Here is a 2,127-nt window from a genome sequence, read left to right as displayed (position 1 = left end):
CTCGGGCCGCGGATCGCGCTCAGGTGGGGTGACGCCCCGCACACGCTCCACGACCTGGCGCAAGTGCTCAGGGGTGGTGCCGCAGCAGCCGCCGATGAGCGAGAGGCCGTAGTCGCGTACGAAGTTCTCCTGGGCCTCGGCCAGGCCCTCGGGGCCGAGGGGGAAGTGGGCGCCGTCCTTGGTGAGGACCGGCAGGCCGGCGTTCGGCATGCACAGCAGCGGGATGCGGGAGTGCCGGGCGAGGTAGCGCAGGTGCTCGCTCATCTCGGCGGGACCCGTCGAGCAGTTCAGGCCGATCATGTCGATGCCGAGCGGCTCCAGCACCGTCAGCGCGGCACCGATCTCGGAGCCGAGCAGCATGGTGCCGGTGGTCTCGAACGCCATCGACACCAGCAGCGGCAGATCCAGTCCGGACGCGTCGATCGCGCGTCGTGCGCCGAGGACGGCGGCCTTGGTCTGCAGCAGGTCCTGGGTGGTCTCCACGAGCAGCGCGTCGGAGCCGCCCGCGATCAGGCCCTCGGCGTTCTCCTGAAAGCCGTCGCGCAGGGGGCCGTACGAGATGTGGCCCAGCGTCGGCAGTTTCGTCCCGGGGCCCATGGAGCCCAGTACCCACCGCTGGTGGCCGGTCGAGGCGGTGTACTCGTCGGCGACCTCGCGGGCGATGCGTGCTCCCGCCTCGGACAACTCGGCGATCCGGTGGGCGACTTCGTACTCGCCGAGCGCGGAGTGGTTGGCCCCGAAGGTGTTCGTCTCGACGCAGTCGACGCCGACCGCGAAGTACGCGTCGTGGACGGAGCGGACGATGTCGGGGCGGGTCACGTTCAGGATTTCGTTGCAGCCCTCGAGGTTCTCGAAGTCCTCGAGCGTCGGGTCCTGTGCCTGGAGCATGGTGCCCATCGCTCCGTCGGCGACCACCACACGGGTGGCGAGCGCCTCGCGGAGCGCTGCGGTGCGGTGCGTCATGCGGAGCGCTCCATGTGACGGGCGAGGGTGTCGGCCGTCGTCTGCCCGTAGGTGTCCTGGACACGTTCCAGCAGGGTGTCTGCGGTGACGGTGTAGTCCTGCGGGCCGACGGCTTCCAGGGCGAGGGCGGCCACGGCGCAGCCCAGCCGGGCGGCCGTCTCCTCGGGGAGGCGCCAGCTGAGGGCTGCGAGGAAGCCGGCGCGGAAGGCGTCCCCGGCGCCGGTGGGGTCGGCGATCGTGGCGACGGGTACCGCCGGGATGTCGGTGACCGGTCCCCCGGCGCGCTGCAGTCGTGCTCCCTCGGCGCCCCGGGTGATCACCCAGGCGCCGACGCGGTCGAGTACCTCGGCCTGTTCCCATCCGGTGAGTTCGCACAGCACGGCGGCCTCGTACTCGTTCGTGAACAGCCACCGGGCGCCGTCGACGAGGGTACGGGCCTCTTCCGGTTCGAGTCGGGCGAGTTGCTGGGACGGGTCGGCGGCGAAGTCGATGCCCAGGTCGCGGCACTGCGTGGTGTGACGCAGCATCGCGCGCGGGTCGTTGGGTGACACCAGGACGAGGTCGAGGCCGCCGAGGCGTGCGGCCACGGGTGCGAGATCGATGTGGTGGGCCTCGGACATGGCGCCGCTGTAGAAGGAGGCGATCTGGTTCTGGTCCAGGTCGGTCGTGCACATGAAGCGGGCTGTCTGCCGCTTCTCGGACACGTGGACGAAGTCGGTGTCGACGCCGTTCTCCTTGAGCCAGACCCGGTACCCGGCGAAGTCGGGTCCCACGGCGCCGAGGAGGAGAGGAGTCAGCCCGAGCCTGCCGAGGCCGTAGGAGATGTTGGCGGCGACTCCGCCACGACGGATCTCTAGCTCGTCGACCAGGAAGGACAGGGACACCTTGTCCAGCTGGTCCGCGATGAGCTGATCGGTGAAGCGCCCCGGAAAGGTCGTCAGGTGGTCGGTGGCGATGGAGCCGGTGACGGCGATACGCACGGGCGGAGACTCCCTTGATGGCTGGGTCGACCGTGTCGCTGTGCGACACGGTCGTGTCCTCGTCGGTACTGGTGGTCGGCGCGGAGGTGTCAGTAGCGGTAGTGGTCCGGCTTGTACGGGCCGTCGACGTCCACGCCGATGTACGCGGCCTGCTCGGGACGCAGCTCGGTGAGCTTCACGCCGA

General features: G+C 70.2%; 3 protein-coding genes. All 3 read right to left on the bottom strand.

Annotated elements, in window-relative coordinates:
• On the bottom strand, positions 1 to 963 hold a 963-nt coding region (locus ABZ471_RS48440; protein WP_359075560.1), incomplete at its 3' end, for a homocysteine S-methyltransferase family protein.
• Positions 960 to 1,943 carry a carbohydrate kinase family protein gene (locus tag ABZ471_RS48435; RefSeq protein ID WP_359075559.1) on the bottom strand — a complete coding sequence of 328 codons (984 nt, stop codon included), beginning with the start codon at positions 1,941 to 1,943 and terminating at the stop codon, positions 960 to 962. The genes ABZ471_RS48440 and ABZ471_RS48435, both read right to left, overlap by 4 nt.
• An 89-nt stretch (positions 1,944 to 2,032) precedes the next feature.
• A partial coding sequence (locus tag ABZ471_RS48430) for an adenosylhomocysteinase (protein WP_359075482.1) occupies positions 2,033 to 2,127 on the bottom strand: 95 nt, incomplete at its 5' end.

It is taken from the genome of Streptomyces sp. NPDC005728, from assembly GCF_040630895.1.
In the GTDB taxonomy this organism is placed as follows: Bacteria; Actinomycetota; Actinomycetes; order Streptomycetales; family Streptomycetaceae; genus Streptomyces.
This window is presented reverse-complemented; position numbering and strand designations above follow the sequence as displayed.